Origin of the sequence: Lentibacillus sp., from assembly GCF_035301675.1 — a bacterium.
Taxonomy (GTDB): Bacteria; Bacillota; Bacilli; order Bacillales; family Amphibacillaceae; genus Lentibacillus.
In genome coordinates, this window is sequence record NZ_DATGTT010000049.1 from 31,340 (window position 1) to 47,259 (window position 15,920).

A 15,920-nucleotide genomic window follows, 5' to 3' on the forward strand; every position below is an offset into this window, starting at 1 on the left:
TATGGGGAAATTGAGTAAACTTCGCGAGAAATTACAAGAAAACAAATTGGATGCCTTATTAATTACCAGCCCAGTCAACCGGCGGTATATAACCGGTTTCACCGGGACAGCGGGTATAGCTGTCGTAAGTTTGAATGATGCACGCTTCATTACCGATTTCCGGTACATAGAACAGGCGAGCGATCAGATAACTGACTTTAAAGTTGTCGAACATAGAGGATTAATTCATGAGGAAATTAATGATCAGTTAAAGCAAATGAACGTAAAACATGTCGGATTTGAAAAGGATCATGTGGCGTACTCAACCTACCAGCAATATAATAAAGCTTTTGAGGCTGAGCTGGAGCCTGTGAGCGGGCTTATAGAGGAACTCCGTCTGATCAAATCGGAAAATGAGCTAGCGATTTTAAAACAGGCAGCCAAGATAGCTGATGACGCATTTGAGCATATTCAGGACTATATTAAACCTGGTGTTAAGGAAATTGATATCTCAAATGAACTTGAATTTTTCATGCGCAGACAGGGGGCAACATCATCCAGCTTTGACATTATTGTTGCTTCAGGATACCGTGCCGCTCTTCCGCATGGTGTTGCTTCTGACAAAGAAATCCAATCCGGCGAGCTGGTAACGATGGATTATGGAGCACTGTTTAATGGTTATTGCTCGGATACCACTCGGACAGTTGGGGCAGGAGAGATTAATAGTGAGCTTAGGACGATTTATGACACGGTCCTGGAAGCCCAGTTGCGGGGTGTGGACGGACTGAAACCAGGCATGACCGGAAAAGAAGCAGATGCTCTGACACGGAACTATATAAAAGAAAAGGGCTTTGGAGAATATTTTGGCCACTCAACAGGACATGGACTTGGCATGGAAGTTCATGAGGGACCGGCATTGTCATTCCGTTCTGATAAAAAACTGGAGCCGGGGATGGTCGTAACCGTCGAGCCTGGTATCTATATTCCAAATGTTGGCGGTTGCCGTATTGAAGATGATATAGTCATAACAGATTCAGGCAGCGAACGGCTGACATACGCAGAGAAAGAATTAATTCAACTCTAGTTAAGGAGGATTTCGGATGGTTTCGGTAAATGATTTTAAGACTGGTCTGACAATCGAAGTTGATAATGATATCTGGCAAGTAATTGATTTTCAGCATGTTAAACCGGGAAAAGGCGCCGCTTTTGTCCGGTCAAAATTGCGGAATCTGCGAAGTGGCAATACCCAGGAGAAAACCTTCCGTGCCGGTGAAAAGGTAAACCAGGCACATATTGAAAACAGGAAGATGCAGTATTTATATGCATCCGGTGACAGTCATGCATTTATGGATACAAACACTTATGAGCAGTTGGAACTGCAGACAAGTCAAATTGAAAATGAATTAAATTTCATGCACGAGAATATGGAAGTGTCTGTTGTGACTTATGAAGGTGAAGTGATTGGCGTCGAACTTCCAAAAAACGTTGAACTGACTGTAACTGAAACGGAACCCGGTTTGAAAGGAGATACAGCAAGCGGCGGAACAAAACCGGCGACGCTGGAAACCGGATATGTTGTCCAGGTTCCGCTCTTTATTAATCAAGGTGACAAATTAGTCATCAGCACAAAAGAAGGTAGCTATATATCAAGAGCTTAGATGAATCATTGAATGTTTAAGCGATCCTGCATTACAGGATCGCTTTTTTAATGGGCTTTTTATCAGCGGCCAGGTCATAATTTGCTTTTATAAACATACATTTATTAACAAGCTATTGTAAGGTGAGGATATTGAAATGGAAGAGATATTGCGCTTATTCCCCGAAAAACTAAGACAAGCTGTAAATAAAAAACTCCACAGCCGCTGGAGCGATATACAGGAGATCCGTTTCAGGCTGCAGCAGCCGCTTGAATTCGTTTTTGACAGTCATACGGAATGGCTTGATTGTATCAAACCCAACAAGAACGACAGCATATTTTTGCTGAATCAGCTCAGTGAATTTTCCTTATACCGGATGGAGGACGAATTGAGAGAAGGGTATGTCACCATTGAGGGCGGTCACCGTGTCGGTTTATCCGGGAAAGTAAATACGCTGCATGGCCAGGTGAAAGCTATCCGGCATATCACGTTTTATAATATTCGTATTGCAAAACAAACCATCGGTGCGGCTCTGCCGCTCGTCCCGTATTTGTATCCTAATCAATACGTCAATACGCTTATTATTGGTCCGCCGCAAACAGGGAAAACGACATTGATTCGCGACCTGGCCCGTCTGATTGGCTCAGGCTGGGGCAAAGCTGTAGCACATAAAGTCGGGGTTGTGGATGAGCGTTCGGAAATCGGCGGTTCAAATAAAGGCATACCTCAGCATGATTTGGGAATCAGGACCGATGTGATGGATGCCTGTCCTAAAGACGAGGGCATGATGATGATGATCAGGTCGATGTCACCTGAAGTGCTGGTGGTCGATGAAATTGGCAGCGAATCAGATGTACAGGCTTTAATGGAAGCTATCAACGCAGGAGTGGCTGTCATTTGTACCATTCACAGCAACTCGCTTGAAGCACTGAAGAAACGTCCGTCTTTACAGCCGCTTTTTGACCAGCAGGTTTTTCGGCGGTTTGTTTTATTAAACAGACAGGACAAGCCAGGTGATATTTATCGAATTTATAATGAATCTGAAGAAAATCTTTTGCAAAAATCGAGGTGCGTAACAAATGCAGTGGATTGGCGCGCTTCTTTTCATAGGCACAACAACGCTGGCAGGATTTGATATTAGTAAAAGATTGAACGAACGGCCAAAACATATCCGGCACATGAAAAATGCTTTGCAGATTTTGGAAGCAGAAATATTGTATGGTCAACTGCCTTTACCGGATGCATTTGCAACAATAGCGAAACAAATTCCGGACCCGATCAGCTCATTTTTCAATCAGTTAAATGGATCTCTGACTCATCATAACAATGATTTATCACAAGTTTGGAACAGGCATTTAGAGGAATTAATTAAGTCATCAGCATTAGATACAAATGAAGCAGAAATTTTAAAGCAGTTTGGCAGAACACTAGGTCAACACGATTTTGACCAGCAGCAAAAACATATTCATCTGACTCTTAAGCATTTGGACCGTGAACTTGATGATGCCCGGGATAACCAATATAGATACAGTAAAATGGCCAAAAGCCTGGGGCTCTTATGCGGTCTGTTTATTGTATTGCTGCTCATTTAGAGGGAAAGGGGCACTTCTATGGCTATTGATGCATCAATATTATTTCAAATTGCGGGCATTGGCATTATTGTTGCACTCATTCATACGATATTAAAGCAAATGGGGAAAGAGGAAATAGCCCAATTTGCGACACTGGTCGGTTTTATTATTGTACTGGTCATTGTGGTTAATGGCCTTTCCGATCTGTTTCAGCAGATTAAATCCGTATTCCTTTTCCAGGGGTAGTAATAAATGGATATCATACAAATCGTAGTGATTGGAATCATTGCCAGTATTCTTTACATCATTCTGAAAGAAATCAATGCATCTTTTGCGTTTTTTTTAGTTCTTACAACAGCTATTCTGATTTTTTTGGCTATCATTCAACAAATAGGTATTATTTTCAAAATGATAGAGTCACTTGCAAATAAAGCAAATGTTGATGGCATGTATATGGCAACGATTTTAAAAATCATTGGGATAGCTTATATTACCGAACTTGGAGCAAATCTCACGAGGGATGCAGGGCTCAGCTCAGTGGCAGCCAAGATCGAACTTGCCGGAAAGATATTCATCCTCTTGCTGGCTGTTCCGATTATTACTGCCGTGATCGAGGCTATATTAAGCTTCGTTTCTGCGGTTTAGGAAAGGGGTAATGGCTGCGTGATACAAAATAAGCGTGCAATCTTCATAGTCTTTTTCATTCTGCTGTTATTCCTTATGGGACATGCAACTGTTTTTGCCGAGGACAATCAAGAAGAATTGAGGCCGGATGATATCGAAAATCAGCTGCTGAATGATATTTCGCTTGACGGGATTCAATCATATTGGAAAACACTCGTAAATGATTATGGGGGATATGTCCCTGAACTGGAAAAAACAAGTATCTATGAATTTATTAAAGAGGATGGATCGTTTTCGATTGAAGATACACTATGGGGTCTTGTTGAGTATTTGCTCCATGAACTGATCCTGAATGGGAAACTATTAGGGACACTCCTGATGCTGACATTGTTTTCGACGATTTTACAAACAATGCACACCGCTTTTGAAAAAAGTGCTGTTAGTAAAATTGCTTATTTTGTTGTTTACATTGTCTTGATCTACCTGGTTTTAAACAGTTTTTATTTGGCGGTATCCTATGCCAATGACGCTATAGATATGATGAGCAGTTTCATGATTGCTTTATTGCCGCTTGTTCTCGGGATAATGGCGACTTTGGGGAATGTCATGACAGTTTCGTTTTTCCACCCGATTATTATATTCCTTATTAACGTGAGCGGAGTGCTCGTTTCAAGATTTATTCTACCTTTATTATTTTTGGCTGCTCTTTTATTAATAGTGAGCAGTTTGAATGATAACTACAAAGTTACGAATCTGGCAAATTTGTTTAAGCAAGTTGGAATGGGAACTTTGGGTGTCTTCTTAACCATTTTTTTGGGGGTTATGTCGGTACAGGGGGCAACAAGTGCTGTACAGGATGGTGTGGCGATGAAAACCACCAAATTCATTACTGGTAATTTTATCCCGGTAGTCGGAAGGACATTCACCGATGCAACTGACACTATATTAAGCGCATCTCTATTATTGAAAAATGCTGTCGGGATTGTAGGCGTGATGATTGTTGTATTGATTGCCGTATTTCCGGCGCTTAAGATTTTTGCCATTGCCCTCATCTACAAGCTGTCTGCTGCTATTCTGCAGCCAATAGGTGATGGGCCTGTCATTTCAACACTCGAAATAATCAGCAAGTATATTGTATTTATTTTGGCTTGCCTATTAGCTGTGACATTAATGTTTTTTCTGGCAATTGTCATTTTAGTGGCTGCCAGTAATATTACGATTCTCCTGCGTTAGGAGTGGAACAATGGATTTATTGATTAATTGGGTTACCCAAATCGTTATATTTTTATTGCTGGCATCTGTTGTCGACTTGCTTATACCGGTCAATTCTATGAAAAAATATGTCAAATTAGCAATGGGGCTGATCCTGATCCTCATTTTTTTAAAACCGGTTTTTTATTTATTTGATTTGGATGTAAGACAAGCACTGGAAGCGTCTTTTACAGAGATGAATCAGGAGCGGATTGAAAAAAGTGAGGCAGAAAATTTAATGAAAAAGCAAAAAAGTGAAATACAAGCCTCACAACATGCATATATTTTAGAACAAATGGCTGTCCAGTTAAAAGAATTAGCAAATAATCCCCTGCAGGAGAAGTACAGGAAAGAAATAGCGGATATCGATTTTCATTTTTCTTCGGAGACTGAACTTACATACGAAAATCTTAATGAAAATTTGGATGAGGTTAAGGTCACATTGAAGGAATCCGAACCGGGGAAGGGGGGAGTGGATGCTGTTGACGATGTAGTCATTAACACAGAGGAACCGCAAAAAGATGAATCAGACTTCGATGCAGACGGGATTAAGCAGCTGTTGCACAATGTATGGGATGTAGACAAAGAGAAAATCACCATTCTTGAGGAGGGAGGGTCATCTTGAAAAATCTTTTTAAAAAAATATTAAGGCAGTCAGATTCATCGGACAAGGTTTCCAAAAAGACCGGCTACATTTTTGTAATAGGGCTAATTGGACTACTGCTGCTTATTATAGGCAACGTATTTTCATCCGGTGACGAAAATGACGCTCCATCAATGAATTATGATCCTTCAGAAAATGCAAAAGAACAGAGCACAGATGAAACATTTTCAAATAAATCATCCAAAACGTCAGATGTAAAGGAAATAGAAGGGAGCTATGAAGACGATCTCAAGAACATGCTGAATAAAATAGAAGGTATTTCAGAAGCAGAGGTGATGGTCAATCTTGATTCAACCAAAGTAAAAGTTTATGAAAAAAATCTGATCACCGGACAGCAAGTGACGGAGGAATCGGATACAAATGGCGGGACCAGGGACATCGAAGACAGCCAAAAAGAAACACAGGTTGTCCTGGTAAATCAGGGGGATAAAGAAGTTCCGCTGCTTATCCGTACAGACAAACCAGAAGTAAGAGGTGTCTTTGTTGTCGCGAAAGGAGTCGATCATGCAACGGTTGAAAAGCGGGCAGTAGAGGCAATTTCACGCGTGCTTGATGTTCCGACACACAGAGTTTCTGTAATGCCAAAAAATTAGGAGGGAGTAAACATGTTAAAAAAACAAACAGTATGGCTTTTAACAATGTTAAGTTTAATGATTGTACTGAGTGTCTATTATATGACATCACCCGGAAATGGCGGAGATCTTGCTTATGTCAACAAGGATGAAAATAATCAGGAGGAAACTGCTTCTTCGGATGCCGAGGATGGGAAATCAGCTAAAGGTGGGAAAGAGGCCAATGTGAATGACATATCCAATGTAGGTGATGATCAGTTATTTACGACGATTCGAATGGAAATTCAGGATGAGCGCAGTGAGACTAAAGACCGGTTGGATGATGTCGTTGCTTCAAGTACCGCAAGTGTGGAAGAAAAAAACCAAGCCAGAGACGAAATGAATCAGCTTGATGAGATCTCAAGCAAAGAATCGGTCCTGGAAAACTCCATTATGGCAGCAGCTGACTACAATGATGTGCTTGTCCGTCATGAAGATGATAAAGTTCATGTTCACGTTAAGGAAAAAGAGCAATTAAGCAATTCCGAAGTCGTTAATATTATGCAGATGGTAAAAGATGAATTTGGAGAAATAACGGTCGATGTCATCCATCAGTCAGTTGAAGGCTAGTCAGGCATATGCACGATAAAACCGGGTTCTAAACACCCGGTTTTTCTTATGATATAAGAAAGTATAAATTTTTGGCTTTATGAATGCTTTATCAAAAATTGCCACGTCTGGCTCCAGCGCCCAGCGACTAGCGTGACTTCCTTCACCTCCGTCCGATAAGTCAACAGCGATTTCAGAAGTTCAAGGAAGGCCGACTAAACCCGGGCTTTGCGCCCAACGTCGGCATACCCCCTATGAGGGGGCATGTTTCCTTTATCTCCTGCAGCCAGTGGAGCAGATCGGCTAAAACCGCCGCAATGCGCGGCAACGCCGACCCACCTGCAGCGCTGAGCGCAGTCCGTACGTCGCTAAACGGGCGCCCCGAGCCTTTGTTCTGTCCGTATAAATTCGCATAAACTTAAGAAGATTGGTATAATGGACTTTGTTGGAAACGTTTTACGTAAATGGCTATTCAAAAGTACAGGTTGATGTTTTGATTAAATTTATCGTAAAATGTTAAAAGGCATTATAAGTTCCTGTTATAAATTTGTAAACAAAGGAGTGCCAGATATGTTAAAAGTACAGGAAATACGTGAACTGATTAAATTAGTAGATCAATCAGCTATTGATGAATTTACCTATGAAACAGACGGTACGACGGTTTCAATGAAAAAATCAGGCAACAATTCGGCAGCTGCTGTGAACACTGATACAGCAGCAATACCTGAACAGCCTGCCGAGCCGGTTAAGATTGCTGAGCCGGAGATTCAGACAGAACAAAAAGAAAACAATACACCGAAAGAAGAACCAGCTCCTGAAAAAGCTGCACATGGAGACAAGGAAATTGTGTCGCCTATGGTCGGCACCTTTTATGCTAAACCGACTCCTGAAAGTGATACATATGTGAAAAAGGGATCAACGGTTGAAGCAGATACAGTTGTTTGTATTGTAGAAGCTATGAAATTGTTTAATGAAATTGAAGCTGAAACATCCGGTGAAATCACGGAATTATTGGTTGAAGATGGTGAATTGGTGGAATACGGCCAACCATTATTCAGAGTAAAGACAGTATAGGGGGATGTCGCGGGTGATTAATAAACTGCTGATTGCAAATAGAGGAGAAATAGCGGTACGCATCATACGGGCCTGCAAAGAAATGGATATTACAACAGTTGCTGTTTACTCTGAAGCAGATAAAGATGCATTACATGTTCAGCTGGCTGATGAAGCTTATTGCATAGGGCCTGCACTCAGTAAAGACAGTTACTTAAACTTTACGAACATCATGAGTGTTGCGACACTGACAAATATTGATGCCATTCATCCCGGCTATGGATTTCTGGCTGAGAATGCTGACTTCGCAGAGATTTGCAAAGCATGTAATATCACATTTGTCGGGCCTCCTGCTGAAGCGATTCAAAAGATGGGGATCAAAGACGTTGCAAGGGAAACGATGAAAGCGGCGGATGTGCCGATTGTACCGGGGTCTGAGGGTGTCATTGAAAGTGAGGATGAAGCAATTCAGATTGCCGGAAAGATAGGCTATCCGCTTATCATAAAAGCAACTGCCGGCGGGGGCGGTAAAGGAATACGTGTTGCCGAATCTGAGGAAGATCTGATTAAGGGCATACGTGTGACTCAGGAAGAAGCTGAAAAATCGTTTGGTAATCCAGGAGTTTACCTAGAAAAATTCATTGAAGATTTTCGGCATGTGGAAATTCAGGTTCTCGCCGATCAGCACGGAAATGTCGTACACCTGGGAGAAAGGGATTGTACCATCCAGCGGCGTCTTCAAAAATTAATAGAGGAAACACCTTCACCTGCTTTAACACCTGATATACGGGAGAAGATGGGTGAATCCGCCGTAAAAGCTGCCAAAGCAGTTGACTATGTCGGCGCTGGCACAATCGAATTTATCTTTGACCGAAAAAGCCAATCATTTTATTTCATGGAAATGAATACACGTATCCAGGTAGAGCACCCCGTAACTGAAATGGTAACCGGTGTTGACTTAATTAAGGAACAGATAAACATTGCCAATAACGAAAAACTCCCATTTCGGCAGGAGAATATTGAGTTCGAGGGCTGGGCTATGGAATGCCGTATAAATGCTGAAAGCCCATTTAAAAATTTCATCCCGTCCCCCGGTAAAATTGACTTGTATCTGCCACCGGGCGGACTGGGAGTGCGAGTTGATTCGGGTGCCTACCCAGGTTACAGCATACCGCCTTTTTACGATTCAATGGTCGCAAAATTGATTACGTACGGAAAAACGAGAAAAGAAACCATTGACAGGATGAAGCGTTCACTTGATGAGTTTGTTGTTGAAGGTGTTGATACAACGATTCCATTTCACCGTCAGATAATGGACCATGCTGTTTTTGTGAATGGTGACTTTAATACAAAATTCCTTGAGGAAAATCCGATTACAGAAAAGGATGATTGAAGATGAGCGAACAGCCTTTGCTGAATGTAAGTGATGGTTCGAACCTAGGAAAAGTCGAGATTGCTCCGGAAGTGATTGAAGTCATTACTGGCATTGCGGCATCTGAAGTGGAAGGTGTGTCCTCAATGCGCGGTAATTTTGCAACAGGCGTCGTTGAACGATTTGGGAAAAAATCACACGGTAAAGGCGTTAAAGTCGATCTGACTGAAAACGGTATCCTTATTGACTTGTTTGTTGTTTTAAATTTTGGCGTCTCCATACCTAAAGTGGCGCAGCAGCTTCAGGAAAATATTCGGCAGACACTTAAAAATATGACAGCGCTGGAAATTGATGAAATCAATGTTCATGTCGTTGGAATTCAGATGGAAGATACAGAAGAAACCGAATAAAAATGGAAGGTCAAAAGAGTCATTTCTTTTGGCCTTTCTTTGTTATATATAATGTTATATATATTTTGGCTCTGCCAATTTATTTGTATAGAAAGAGTCATATCCGGTTCCGGCGCCCAGCGGCTGGTTTGCTTTCTTCACCTCTGTCCAATAAGTTAACATCGATTTCCTCCGGTCACCGTGTTTCCTTTATCTGCTGCGGTGCAATCCAGCACATACGCGCTAACGGGCGCTTGCGCTCTTGTTATTAATGGAATCAGGTTGTTCTAGCTTTTCGGTTTATAATCGTGTTATGATTTGTGTGAGATACAAGTCAAAGGAGTTATACACGATGAACAGGCACGCGGCAAGAGAAAAAGCAATGCAAATATTATTTCAACTGGATATGAATGACAAAGCTCCCGAACAGGCCATGAACGATCACCCTGAATCATTGGGGACTGATGATTATTTAAAAGATCTTGTTGAAGGAGTGGCCGGCCAAAAATATAATATTGATCAAAGGATAGCTGAACATCTGGAAAAATGGTCAATGGATCGCGTGGCCTCTGTGGAAAAAACAATATTGCGTATCGCTGTTTATGAGATCAAATTCAGAGAAGACATACCGCAAAATGTGGCGATTAATGAAGCGGTGGAACTTGCTAATTTATACGGTGATGAGAAATCGGGAAAATTTGTAAATGGCGTGTTATCAAAAATAGCAGCATAAATAGATAATGTCTGCCTATTTAAAGAGAGGGGAATGGATGTTATGACGGCACAGATAATTGATGGAAAAGAGCTTGCACATAAACTGCGGAGTGAAATGGCGGAGGAAGTGGCACAGCTAAAAGAGAAAGGAATCACGCCTCATTTGACAGTGATTATAATTGGAGATGATCCTGCATCGAAATCCTATGTGAACGGAAAAAAGAAAGCGTCAGGCCAAACAGGTATCTCTTCCGACATAATTGAAATGCCATCGTCAGTATCTGAACGGGAGCTTCTTGAGAAAATCGACATGCTTAATAATGAGGATCATGTTCATGGCATCCTTGTACAACTTCCGCTCCCGGATCATATAAATGAACAGCATATTATCGAAGCGATAAGCCCTCATAAAGATGTTGACGGATTTCACCCAATAAGCATTGGAAAAATGATGACAGGTGATGATACGTTTTTTCCGTGCACCCCGTTTGGGATTTTAACCATGCTGCACTCTTACGGCATCCAAATAGAGGGTAAACATGCGGTTGTCATTGGACGAAGCAATATAGTCGGCAAGCCGGTGGGACAATTGCTGCTGAACGAACATGCAACAGTTACATACTGTCACTCGAGAACAAAAGAAATGACAAACTATACCAAAAACGCAGATATTCTGGTTGTTGCAATCGGAAAACCGGATGTGATTCGTGCTGAGCACATTAAAAAAGGCTCGGTCATAATTGATGTAGGCATCAACCGTATGGATGACGGTAAGCTTAGCGGTGATGTGGATTTTGCATCCGCAGCCGAAAAAGCATCTCACATAACGCCTGTCCCAAAAGGGGTAGGGCCAATGACGATTACGATGCTGCTGCAAAATACAATTAAGGCTGCTAAAGGACTGTCTGGCATTGGAAGGTAAATATTTAACAGTCACAGCACTGACAAAATACATAAAGCGTAAACTTTCAGCAGACCCTCATTTAAAGAACATCTGGCTGAAAGGCGAAATATCGAATTTTAAACACCACAGCCGGGGTCATATGTATTTAACAATCAAAGACGATCGTGCCCGTATCCAGGCTGTCATGTTTGCAGGCAATAACCGCAGATTGAAATTCAGACCGGAGAATGGCATGAACGTGCTAATTCACGGAGATATCGGTGTGTTTGAACAATTTGGCCAATATCAGCTGTACATTCAGCAAATGGAACCGGACGGAATCGGCTCGCTGTATTTGGCATTTGAACAGTTAAAGGAAAAACTGCATAAACAAGGCTACTTCAATGAGGATTATAAAAAAAGCCTTCCAAAATTCCCTGAAAATATCGGTGTGATCACATCACCTACAGGGGCTGCTGTGCGAGATATCATTACAACCATCAAGCGGAGATATCCTATTGTACAGACGACTATTATCCCGGTGCTTGTTCAGGGTGAAAATGCCCCAGGTTCAATTGCAGATGCCATTAGCAGAGCAAATGAAGAGACAAATTGCGATGTATTAATTGTAGGAAGAGGCGGCGGTTCAATAGAAGAACTTTGGGGCTTTAATGAAGAGGCAGTGGCGAATGCTATTTTTCATTCTCATATTCCAGTAATATCTGCAGTAGGCCATGAAACCGATATTACCATCAGTGATTTTGTTGCTGATGTACGAGCACCTACGCCTACAGGTGCAGCTGAAATCGCGGTGCCATCCCAGCTGGATCTTGCAGATAAAATCAATGGCATGCGGCGTTCGCTGACAAGGGTAATCACAGATCAGTTAACGGCTTCAAAACAAAATTTAAACCGCATGAAACAGTCGTATGCCTTTCGTTATCCTGAGCAGTTAATCACACAAAAAGAACAGGAATTGGATAAATATATGGAGCGGCTTGGGAAAGCATACCAGCTAGAATGGAAGCGAAAGTATGAGTCATTGACACATTTGAATTCAAGGCTGGTAGCATTGCACCCCAGACAACAAATTGAGCGTACAGACAAAGAATTGAAGCAGCTCACAAAACAAATGACTTATTTGATGACTAGTCACTTGGAGCAACATTCGGACAGGCTGCAAAAAGCACTTGAAAAACTGTCACTGCTTAATCCGCTTGAAACAATGAAACGCGGTTATGCCATAACTTATTCTGCGACAGGAGATTTGATCAAATCAGTTAAATCAGTATCTGAAGCAGAGCAAATTTCCGTAAAACTGGCGGATGGCACACTTAATTGTCATATATTGGATATAAAGGAGGAGAGCAATGGAAGAGGAGAATAGCCTCTCATTTGAAGAGGCAATGCTGCAGCTGGAAAAAATCGTGGAAAAACTGGAACAAGGGGATGTTCCTCTGGAAAAAGCTATTTCGTATTACCAGGATGGGATGAAACTTTCCAAATTGTGCGGTGACAAGTTAACCAATGTTCAAGAACAGATGACTAAAATCATGAACGAGCAAGGGCAATTTGAAACGTTTGAAGTACAGGAGGAAGAATGATCGTGCAGCATGAACTTAATCACTTCATCAATACAAACAGGGAAAAGATTCAACAGGAACTTACGCATCATTTGCATCAGCTGGATATACCGGAACAGCTGAAGAATTCGATGATCTACTCTGCGGAAGCAGGAGGAAAGCGGTTAAGGCCGATACTTTTAATAGCAAGCTTTAACGCTTACAGCGATGATGTCAGTAAAGTGCTTTCTTCGGCCGTTGCATTGGAATTGATTCATACGTATTCCCTGATTCATGATGATTTGCCGGCAATGGATGATGACGATGTGCGGCGTGGGCACCCGACAAATCATATAAAGTTTGATGAAGCAACCGCTATTTTGGCTGGTGATGCGTTATTGACTTTCAGTTTTGAACTGATTGCAAATGACGTTTATTTAACAGATAACCAAAAGGTACAGCTCATTCAGCTGTTTTCGAAAGCAAGCGGTCCAAAAGGTATGGTAGCCGGACAGATTCTCGATATGGAAGCGGAGAAAAAAGCTGTGACTCTGGAAGAGCTGGAAACAATTCATGCACTCAAAACAGGCGAATTATTCCGTTTTGCGATTCGATCAGGAGCATATCTGGGAGAGGCAACCCGCGAACAAATTGCTCATTTGGATAAATTCGCCCATTTTCTCGGCCTCATTTTTCAGATTCAGGATGACATATTGGATGTAACCGGAGATGCTGAAAAAATCGGTAAACCAGTTGGCAGTGACGAGACAAATGAAAAAAATACTTATGTTAAACTTTTGGATATTGACGGGGCAGTTGAAAAGAAAGAATACTATGTAAGCAAAGCAAAGAAGGAACTGTCTGAAGCAAATGCCGATGCATCTTATCTGATGGCACTTGTTGACTATTTAAGTAATCGTGACCACTAACTTTTAATAGTATAATTTAAAATGATATGTTATAATTAAATTATAAGAGGAATGGTGCAGTATTCTAGTCAGCCCTCCGTTCCTGAAGGCGGGCCTAAAAATCCGCTAAAGGGCATATCGATGAAGTTCCTTGTGCCGGCTTGAGGCGCCCAGCCTTGGGTCGGTGCTGGGAGTTAAGGTTTTCGGGCGATCCGCAAAGGCATGTGGGCGTTGACCCGATTACCGTGGAGGCCCATATCTGTCGTGTAATCTAAGCCTAGGTTGCATTATGGAATGGGGTATGAACCTGTGTAATAGGGTGAGGGTGACCTTATTTACAGCGTAGCCTGCCTTGAGTGGTGATGAGGGAATTAGAGTTTAATGCAGTCCAAATGGCCATTGGATTGTTTTGGTGTCTCTATGAAATCATCCCTGCAAAAGAGGATAGGGGGCGGTTAAAGGCTGCCGAGGAAAACTCCTAGACTGTTCATTGACGTTTAAAGGGCATTATAGTGCGGACTAAGTGGCAATCCAGTCCGGCATTCGGAAACGGTGTCGAGGCGGATTTAAAGGGGAACCGCCCCTATGGCAACATTGGGTATCCGCTTGGGAAAACCTACTGGACCTAAGCCGCAGTTTTTACCTTTTAAATGACCATTCCTGCTCATACATATCTTTTTTAATAGGGGTTAAAATGAATCCGCAAATGAAAAAATCCTTAAAATTCAGTGTTACTATTGCCGTTATCACGTTCGTGCTAGCGGCTATTTTTTCAGTTGTTTCCGAATCTGTCCTCAGCAATGTTATCTGGATAATCGGATTACTTATTGTTTTTGTCATAGTATTTATAGGTGTCATTTTTGATATGATGGGAATAGCTGCAACTGCGGCTGTCGAAAAACCATTTCATGCAATGGCAGCCGAAAAAGTAACCGGTGCAAAAGAGGCTGTTAATATTATCCGTAACGCTGACAAATTTGCCAGTTTTTGCAATGATGTTATTGGAGACATATCCGGTGTTGTCAGTGGTACAGCATCAGCAACTGTCGTATTGCAGATATCCAATATAGCCGGCAGCGGTGAGGGGTCCGCTTTTCAAATTACGTTATCCGTTGTTCTGACAAGTCTTGTTGCGGCTTTAACAGTCGGCGGTAAAGCCGTTGGTAAGTACACAGCCATGAACGCATCAACAAAAATCATTTTTTTTGCCGGAAAAGCAGTTGCATTTATTGAAAAGAACTTTAAAATTCGTTTGATCCCCAACGGAACGAAAGAAGCTAAAAAATAAAACCTGATCATATTCGATAAAAACTTAACAATAAAGGATTTAAATGATGACAAAAAAACGTTTGGACGTTCTGCTGGTGGAACGGGATTTGGCAGATACCAGAGAAAAAGCGAAACGGATGGTCATGGCAGGTCTAGTTTTCAGCGAACAGGAGCGCCTTGACAAGCCGGGTGTTAAAGTCGATGAATCCATTCCATTGCACGTCAAAGGAAAATTATTACCATATGTCGGCCGTGGCGGTTTGAAACTCGAAAAGGCACTGGCTGATTTTTCTATAAATGTCAAAAATCGGATTATGATGGATGTTGGTTCATCCACAGGTGGTTTTACCGATTGTGCACTGCAGCATGGTGCACGGCTTTGTTATGCGATCGATGTCGGTTATAATCAGCTCGATTGGAAATTGCGAAATGACGATCGGGTAGTCGTGATGGAACGGACAAATTTCCGCTATGTTACACCTGATATGATTCAGCATGGCTGGCCGGATTTTGCGACAATTGATGTATCGTTTATTTCCCTTAGACTCATATTGCCAGTTCTGAATCAGCTGCTTAACAGCGGGAGCGATGTAATTGCTTTAATAAAACCCCAGTTTGAAGCAGGGCGTGATCAGGTTGGCAGCAAAGGGATTATCCGTGATAAAGCTGTACATTTAAATGTACTGAAGGAGACTGTAACATTTGCCCGCCGGCAGGGGTATCAATTGCTTGACCTGACATACTCACCGATTACAGGCGGCGACGGCAATATTGAATTTTTGACACATTTGGGCTGGAAGACAGATCAGGCAGAATTCAATAATAGCGATGCCGGATTACAGGATTTAGTGAAAAAAGCCCACCAAACGTTTAAGTGAAGTTCT

20 protein-coding genes are annotated in these 15,920 nt (G+C 41.9%); all 20 read left to right on the forward strand.

The genetic code is table 11. The annotated features are described in order from the left end of the window. The first annotated feature begins 1 nt into the window (after position 1). On the forward strand, positions 2–1,063 hold the full coding sequence (locus tag VK097_RS08305) for a M24 family metallopeptidase (RefSeq protein WP_324211344.1): 1,062 nt from the start codon (positions 2–4) through the stop codon (positions 1,061–1,063). A gap of 16 nt (positions 1,064–1,079) precedes the next feature. Next, positions 1,080–1,637, forward strand: coding sequence for an elongation factor P (gene efp / locus VK097_RS08310; protein WP_324211345.1), 558 nt, complete (start codon positions 1,080–1,082; stop codon positions 1,635–1,637). A 136-nt stretch (positions 1,638–1,773) separates the two neighbouring features. Then, positions 1,774–2,751: a stage III sporulation protein AA gene (gene spoIIIAA / locus VK097_RS08315; RefSeq protein ID WP_324211346.1), complete on the forward strand. Its 978-nt coding sequence runs from the start codon at positions 1,774–1,776 to the stop codon at positions 2,749–2,751. Then, positions 2,696–3,208, forward strand: coding sequence for a stage III sporulation protein SpoIIIAB (gene spoIIIAB, locus VK097_RS08320; RefSeq protein WP_324211347.1), 513 nt, complete (start codon positions 2,696–2,698; stop codon positions 3,206–3,208). Before spoIIIAA ends, spoIIIAB begins: the two co-directional genes overlap by 56 nt. An 18-nt stretch (positions 3,209–3,226) precedes the next feature. After that, positions 3,227–3,433 (forward strand): stage III sporulation protein AC, encoded by a 207-nt coding sequence (gene spoIIIAC, locus VK097_RS08325; RefSeq protein WP_010530955.1) that lies wholly within the window; start codon positions 3,227–3,229, stop codon positions 3,431–3,433. A 6-nt stretch (positions 3,434–3,439) separates the two neighbouring features. Next, the gene (gene spoIIIAD, locus VK097_RS08330; protein WP_324211348.1) at positions 3,440–3,832 is read left to right on the forward strand and encodes a stage III sporulation protein AD; all 393 of its coding nucleotides are present in this window, start codon (positions 3,440–3,442) and stop codon (positions 3,830–3,832) included. An 18-nt stretch (positions 3,833–3,850) separates the two neighbouring features. Continuing rightward, positions 3,851–5,044 (forward strand): stage III sporulation protein AE, encoded by a 1,194-nt coding sequence (gene spoIIIAE / locus VK097_RS08335; RefSeq protein ID WP_324211349.1) that lies wholly within the window; start codon positions 3,851–3,853, stop codon positions 5,042–5,044. 10 nt (positions 5,045–5,054) lie between these two features. Further along, complete coding sequence (spoIIIAF, locus tag VK097_RS08340; protein ID WP_324211350.1) at positions 5,055–5,687, forward strand: stage III sporulation protein AF; 633 nt, start codon at positions 5,055–5,057, stop codon at positions 5,685–5,687. After that, positions 5,684–6,319, forward strand: coding sequence for a stage III sporulation protein AG (gene spoIIIAG / locus VK097_RS08345; RefSeq protein ID WP_324211351.1), 636 nt, complete (start codon positions 5,684–5,686; stop codon positions 6,317–6,319). The genes spoIIIAF and spoIIIAG overlap by 4 nt, the downstream gene beginning before the upstream one ends. Before the next feature lie 12 nt (positions 6,320–6,331). Then, positions 6,332–6,907, forward strand: coding sequence for a SpoIIIAH-like family protein (locus tag VK097_RS08350; RefSeq protein ID WP_324211352.1), 576 nt, complete (start codon positions 6,332–6,334; stop codon positions 6,905–6,907). A gap of 549 nt (positions 6,908–7,456) precedes the next feature. Continuing rightward, entirely contained in the window at positions 7,457–7,960 is a 504-nt protein-coding gene (gene accB, locus VK097_RS08355; protein ID WP_324211353.1) for an acetyl-CoA carboxylase biotin carboxyl carrier protein, read from the forward strand. A 13-nt stretch (positions 7,961–7,973) separates the two neighbouring features. Then, the gene (gene accC, locus VK097_RS08360) at positions 7,974–9,332 is read left to right on the forward strand and encodes an acetyl-CoA carboxylase biotin carboxylase subunit (RefSeq protein WP_324211354.1); all 1,359 of its coding nucleotides are present in this window, start codon (positions 7,974–7,976) and stop codon (positions 9,330–9,332) included. A 2-nt stretch (positions 9,333–9,334) separates the two neighbouring features. Then, complete coding sequence (locus VK097_RS08365) at positions 9,335–9,721, forward strand: Asp23/Gls24 family envelope stress response protein (protein ID WP_324211355.1); 387 nt, start codon at positions 9,335–9,337, stop codon at positions 9,719–9,721. Positions 9,722–10,052: 331 nt separating this feature from the next. Beyond that, positions 10,053–10,433 carry a transcription antitermination factor NusB gene (nusB, locus tag VK097_RS08370; protein ID WP_324211356.1) on the forward strand — a complete coding sequence of 127 codons (381 nt, stop codon included), beginning with the start codon at positions 10,053–10,055 and terminating at the stop codon, positions 10,431–10,433. A gap of 42 nt (positions 10,434–10,475) precedes the next feature. Continuing rightward, positions 10,476–11,336, forward strand: a complete 861-nt coding sequence (folD, locus tag VK097_RS08375) for a bifunctional methylenetetrahydrofolate dehydrogenase/methenyltetrahydrofolate cyclohydrolase FolD (RefSeq protein ID WP_324211357.1) — start codon at positions 10,476–10,478, stop codon at positions 11,334–11,336. Continuing rightward, a complete protein-coding gene (gene xseA / locus VK097_RS08380; protein ID WP_324211358.1) occupies positions 11,326–12,684 on the forward strand; it encodes an exodeoxyribonuclease VII large subunit in 1,359 nt (452 codons plus the stop codon). The genes folD and xseA overlap by 11 nt, the downstream gene beginning before the upstream one ends. Then, entirely contained in the window at positions 12,668–12,901 is a 234-nt protein-coding gene (locus tag VK097_RS08385) for an exodeoxyribonuclease VII small subunit (protein ID WP_324211359.1), read from the forward strand. The genes xseA and VK097_RS08385 overlap by 17 nt, the downstream gene beginning before the upstream one ends. After that, positions 12,898–13,788 (forward strand): polyprenyl synthetase family protein, encoded by an 891-nt coding sequence (locus VK097_RS08390; protein WP_324211360.1) that lies wholly within the window; start codon positions 12,898–12,900, stop codon positions 13,786–13,788. The genes VK097_RS08385 and VK097_RS08390 overlap by 4 nt, the downstream gene beginning before the upstream one ends. Positions 13,789–14,461: 673 nt before the next feature. Then, the gene (locus tag VK097_RS08395) at positions 14,462–15,055 is read left to right on the forward strand and encodes a hypothetical protein (RefSeq protein ID WP_324211361.1); all 594 of its coding nucleotides are present in this window, start codon (positions 14,462–14,464) and stop codon (positions 15,053–15,055) included. Between the two features lie 46 nt (positions 15,056–15,101). Further along, complete coding sequence (locus VK097_RS08400) at positions 15,102–15,914, forward strand: TlyA family RNA methyltransferase (RefSeq protein WP_414672169.1); 813 nt, start codon at positions 15,102–15,104, stop codon at positions 15,912–15,914. The last annotated feature ends 6 nt before the right edge of the window (positions 15,915–15,920 follow it).

Bases quoted from the DNA above. Each gene is read 5' to 3' on its own strand.
- VK097_RS08305 (WP_324211344.1), top strand. From the start codon at position 2: ATGGGGAAATTGAGTAAACTTCGCGAGAAATTACAAGAAAACAAATTG.
- efp (WP_324211345.1), top strand. From the start codon at position 1,080: ATGGTTTCGGTAAATGATTTTAAGACTGGTCTGACAATCGAAGTTGAT.
- spoIIIAA (WP_324211346.1), top strand. From the start codon at position 1,774: ATGGAAGAGATATTGCGCTTATTCCCCGAAAAACTAAGACAAGCTGTA.
- spoIIIAB (WP_324211347.1), top strand. From the start codon at position 2,696: ATGCAGTGGATTGGCGCGCTTCTTTTCATAGGCACAACAACGCTGGCA.
- spoIIIAC (WP_010530955.1), top strand. From the start codon at position 3,227: ATGGCTATTGATGCATCAATATTATTTCAAATTGCGGGCATTGGCATT.
- spoIIIAD (WP_324211348.1), top strand. From the start codon at position 3,440: ATGGATATCATACAAATCGTAGTGATTGGAATCATTGCCAGTATTCTT.
- spoIIIAF (WP_324211350.1), top strand. From the start codon at position 5,055: ATGGATTTATTGATTAATTGGGTTACCCAAATCGTTATATTTTTATTG.
- VK097_RS08350 (WP_324211352.1), top strand. From the start codon at position 6,332: ATGTTAAAAAAACAAACAGTATGGCTTTTAACAATGTTAAGTTTAATG.
- accB (WP_324211353.1), top strand. From the start codon at position 7,457: ATGTTAAAAGTACAGGAAATACGTGAACTGATTAAATTAGTAGATCAA.
- VK097_RS08365 (WP_324211355.1), top strand. From the start codon at position 9,335: ATGAGCGAACAGCCTTTGCTGAATGTAAGTGATGGTTCGAACCTAGGA.
- nusB (WP_324211356.1), top strand. From the start codon at position 10,053: ATGAACAGGCACGCGGCAAGAGAAAAAGCAATGCAAATATTATTTCAA.
- folD (WP_324211357.1), top strand. From the start codon at position 10,476: ATGACGGCACAGATAATTGATGGAAAAGAGCTTGCACATAAACTGCGG.
- VK097_RS08385 (WP_324211359.1), top strand. From the start codon at position 12,668: ATGGAAGAGGAGAATAGCCTCTCATTTGAAGAGGCAATGCTGCAGCTG.
- VK097_RS08390 (WP_324211360.1), top strand. From the start codon at position 12,898: ATGATCGTGCAGCATGAACTTAATCACTTCATCAATACAAACAGGGAA.
- VK097_RS08395 (WP_324211361.1), top strand. From the start codon at position 14,462: ATGAATCCGCAAATGAAAAAATCCTTAAAATTCAGTGTTACTATTGCC.
- VK097_RS08400 (WP_414672169.1), top strand. From the start codon at position 15,102: ATGACAAAAAAACGTTTGGACGTTCTGCTGGTGGAACGGGATTTGGCA.